At 66.9% G+C, this 3765-nt stretch carries 4 protein-coding genes and 1 pseudogene; 2 read left to right on the top strand and 3 right to left on the bottom strand.

Annotation, left to right across the window (positions count from 1 at the left end; translation table 11 throughout):
- Positions 1-192, bottom strand: a pseudogene (locus tag PGX04_RS27660) (ACP synthase); the annotation flags it as partial.
- Entirely contained in the window at positions 192-1370 is a 1179-nt protein-coding gene (locus PGX04_RS27655) for a thiolase domain-containing protein (RefSeq protein WP_273741422.1), read from the bottom strand. The pseudogene PGX04_RS27660 and the gene PGX04_RS27655, both read right to left, overlap by 1 nt.
- A gap of 149 nt (positions 1371-1519) precedes the next feature.
- Here PGX04_RS27655 and PGX04_RS27650 point away from each other — a divergent pair, with 149 nt between their 5' ends.
- Positions 1520-2518 (top strand): DHH family phosphoesterase, encoded by a 999-nt coding sequence (locus PGX04_RS27650; RefSeq protein ID WP_273741421.1) that lies wholly within the window; start codon positions 1520-1522, stop codon positions 2516-2518.
- An 87-nt stretch (positions 2519-2605) separates the two neighbouring features.
- Here PGX04_RS27650 and PGX04_RS27645 read toward each other — a convergent pair whose 3' ends face one another.
- Positions 2606-3070 carry an Hsp20/alpha crystallin family protein gene (locus tag PGX04_RS27645; protein ID WP_273741420.1) on the bottom strand — a complete coding sequence of 155 codons (465 nt, stop codon included), beginning with the start codon at positions 3068-3070 and terminating at the stop codon, positions 2606-2608.
- Between the two features lie 149 nt (positions 3071-3219).
- On the opposite strand from PGX04_RS27645, the gene PGX04_RS27640 reads away from it, so the two are divergent.
- Positions 3220-3765: type 1 glutamine amidotransferase domain-containing protein (locus PGX04_RS27640; protein ID WP_273741419.1), on the top strand; the 546-nt coding region annotated here is incomplete at its 3' end.

The raw sequence follows: 3765 nt of genomic DNA, 5'->3' as shown, positions 1-3765 counted from the left end.
GTCGGTCGCCGCCGCCTCGAGCGCTCGCGTCGCGGCCTCGTAGGCCATCGTCAGGGCGTCCTCGTCGGCCGAGGGAACGGCCTTCTCGGTCACGCCGGAGGCGTGGAACTGACCCCAGGCCTCCTCGAAGGCCTCGCTACTGATGCGGAACCGCGGCGCGTACGCGCCGACACCGGTGATTGCGGCCGCCATTATGCGCTCACCTCCCGTTCCTTCTCGAAGATGTGAACCACGGACGCACCACCGCTGCCGCCGACGTTGTGGGTGAGCCCGCGTGCGGGGTTCTCGACCTGTCGCTCACCGGCCTTGCCGGAGAGCTGCTTGTATGCCTCGACGACCTGGCCGGCACCGGTCGCGCCGATGGGATGGCCCTTCGACTTGAGGCCGCCCGAGGTGTTGACCGGCAACTCGCCGCCGAGTTCGGTCGCGCCTGACTCGATGAGCTGCCCGGCCTCACCTTTCTCACAGAATCCGAGATCCTCGTAGGCCAGCAGTTCCGCGATCGCGAAGCAGTCGTGGACCTCCGCGAAGTCGAGCTCGTCGGGTGCGACATCGGCCATCTCGTAGGCCGATTCGGCCGCCCGCTGGCTCGCCGGCACGCCGGTGTACGTATCGCGCTGGAAGAGGCCGACGGTGTCGCTGCCGGCACCGACGCCGGCGACCCGGATCGGATCGTCCGTGTAGTCGTCGACGACGTCCTCGCTGACGATCAGCGCACAGGCCGCGCCGTCCGAGGTCGGACAGCAGTGATAGAGATTGAGCGGGTCCGCGACGACCGGGGCGGACTGGGCGTCCTCGAGCGAGCACTCGAATCCTAACTGGGCGTGGGGATTCTTCGCGCCGTTCGAGTGGTTCTTGACGGCGACCCGGGAGAGGTGTTCGCGCGTGGTCCCGTACCGTTCCATGTGGACGCTGGCCATCTGGGCGTAAACGCCGGAGAACGTCGTGCCGGAGAGGCGTTCCCACTCGGTCTCACCCGAGACGCCGAGCCAGTACTTCGTCGCGTCCGAGCTCATATCCGACATGATCTCGAAGCCGCCCGCGAGGACGATGTCCGCCATTCCCGATTTGACGGCCTGGACGGCCTGCCGCACCGCAAAGCCGCTGGCCGCGCAGGCGTTCTCGACGCGGGTACAGGGGACGCCGTCGAGGCCGACGTGTTCGGTTACCGCAGGTCCGGAGAGGCCGAGCTGGCGGCCGCCGACGCCGAGGTTACCGACGAACGCCTCGTCGACGTCTTCGGCCTCGAGTCCCTTCGGTACGCTGTTCGTCGCCGCATCGAACGCCGTCCGGAACAGTGACCGGTAGCTCTCCGACGGGAAAGCCCCGTAATCCGACTGCCCCGCACCGACGAGGTACGCGTCTCGCATACTCGTTCTTCGGGTGCCCGGTGTGAAATAACTGTACGCTTTGTGATGATCGATGATCACGAACGTCCGTCCGCTCATCAGGTCGACGGCCAGTCGTACTCCGTGAGACTCGACGCGGGATTCAAGCGTCTCGTCACCGTATCTCCGGTATGTCACGCGCGGCCGAGCTCGTGTCCGTCCTCGAGACGACGGACTCGCTGGCGATCGTCTGCCACGACAATCCGGATCCGGACTGTCTCGCCAGCGCGCTCGCGCTCGAAGCGATCGCGCGAAACCACGACGTCGAGGAGGTGACGATCGCCTACGGCGGCGAGATCTCCCACCAGCAAAACCGCGCGTTCGTCAACCTCCTCGATATCAGTCTCCGACCGCTTTCGAGGACCGCGATCGGGGAGTACGACAGCGTGAGCTTCGTCGACCACACCAGGCCGGGGGCGAACACCGAAGTGCCGGCGGGCGTCACTCCCGACGTCGTCGTCGATCACCACCCGGGCGAGTCGGCCGACGCCGCGTTCGAGGACGTTCGCGACGAATACGGTGCGACCGCGACCATCTTCATCGAGTATCTGCAGGAACTCGAGGTCGACCTGACGACGCGGCTCGCCTCCGCGCTCCTCTTCGCGCTCCACCGCGAGCGGCTGGATTTCGTCCGCGAACCCACGCGACGCGAGTACGAGGCCGCGCTCGCCGTCTATCCCGACGCCGACCTCGAGATCCTCGAGCAGCTGTACGGCAGCGCGTTCTCTCCGGGGACGCTCGACGCGATCGGCCGGGCGATCGCCAGTCGAGAGCGACGGGGCTCGTCCCTCGTCGCGAGCGTCGGCAAGACCGGCGAGACCGACGCGCTTCCGCAGGCGGCGGACTACCTGCTCAACCTCGAGGGAGTGGACACCGTGTTGGTCTACGGCGTCGTCGGCGACGCGATTCGGTTGAGCGGCCGCTCGATCGATCCGCGAGTTCACATGGGCGAGACGCTGGAGGAGGGGTTCGACGAACTCGGTGCCGTCGGCGGCCACCACGACATGGCCGGCGGCCGGATCGAACTCGGGCTCTTCGCGGACGAGGACGACGACGACGGCGCACTCCTCGAGTTCGTCGGCGGGCGGCTCACCCGTCGGTTCTTCGACGCGCTGAACCTCGACGACTGATGCCGAAACCGGCGAACGGCCCGACTCGTCGAGTCAGCGTTCGCCCGATGCACGGTTCGTCAGTGGGCTGACGCACAGCAGTCCGTCTCAGTCGATGTCGATCGAGTGCGCCTCCTCGTCCGCCTCGCGCTTCGGCAGCCGCACCGTCAGGATGCCGTTGTTGACGCTGGCCTGAACCGTGTCGGCGTCGACCGGTTCGGGAAGCCGAATCTGCCGGCTGAACGACTCGGTCTTCCGTTCTCGACGGATGTAATTCTCTTCGTCGCCGCCGATCTCCTGACTGTGTTCTCGCTGCCCGGAGACGGCCAGCGACTCGCCGGAGAGGCGCAACTCCAGGTCGTCGCTCTCGTAGCCGGGGACGTCGACGGTGACGACGAACTCGTCGCCCTCGTCGGCGAGGTCCAGACTCGTCGTCGAGCCGCCCGTCGAGAGGTCGAGCTTGCTCCGGTTGTCGACCTGTGTTTCCCACGAGCGCGCCGCCGTCTCGATCTGGCGGTTCAGTCGGTCGAGCAGGTCGTCGATGCCGTCGAACGGACGCGGTCGGTCTGCCATGGTGTCACCTATCGAACGTAGACGGTCGACGGCGAAAAAGGCCACCCTCGGTCCGAGTGACTGTCTCCCCGATGAACGTGTGTGCGGGGATTGCGGCAGAACCGAGGGGTGGGCTGGCCGTTTTTACGCTGCCGGTCGTAGGGTGGGATATGACGGACGCACTATTCGTCGTCAGCGAAGAAGGATACTGGGGAGAGGAATGCGTCGAGCCGCTCGAGACGCTCACCGAAGCGGGCGTCGAGATCACGGTCGCGACGCCGTCGGGCGATCCGCCGGTCGTCGACGAACGATCGCTCGATCCGGAACAGGTCGGCGAGGAGACCGCCGAGCACGTCCGTGAAGTCGCCGAGACCGACGAGCGGCTGAACGATCCGATCTCGGTCGCACAGGCCGACGCCGAGGGGTACGACGCCGTCGTCTTCCCCGGTGGCCACGGCACCGAGTGGGACATCAATCAGGACAAACACGCCCGCGAACTCCTCCGCGACATCGTCGAGGGCGACGGCAAGGCCCTGGTCGTCTGTCACGCCGTCGGGATGCTCGCCTTCGCGCGCGACAGCCACGGCGCGTTCATCGTCAACGGCCGGGACGTGACCGGCTTCCCGAACGAGTGGGAAGAGGGCATCGTCGACGAGGCCGATCGCATGCCCGACGGCCGCAAGCTCCCCTACTGGGTCGAGGACGAAGTGGAAGAA

It is taken from the genome of Natrinema soli, from assembly GCF_028618695.1.
The sequence above is the reverse complement of the archived record's forward strand: the minus strand, read 5'-3'. Positions and strand labels throughout refer to the sequence as shown.

Excerpts from the sequence above, each read along its gene's own strand:
- PGX04_RS27655 (WP_273741422.1), bottom strand. The coding sequence starts at position 1,370 with ATGCGAGACGCGTACCTCGTCGGTGCGGGGCAGTCGGATTACGGGGCT.
- PGX04_RS27650 (WP_273741421.1), top strand. The coding sequence starts at position 1,520 with ATGTCACGCGCGGCCGAGCTCGTGTCCGTCCTCGAGACGACGGACTCG.
- PGX04_RS27645 (WP_273741420.1), bottom strand. The coding sequence starts at position 3,070 with ATGGCAGACCGACCGCGTCCGTTCGACGGCATCGACGACCTGCTCGAC.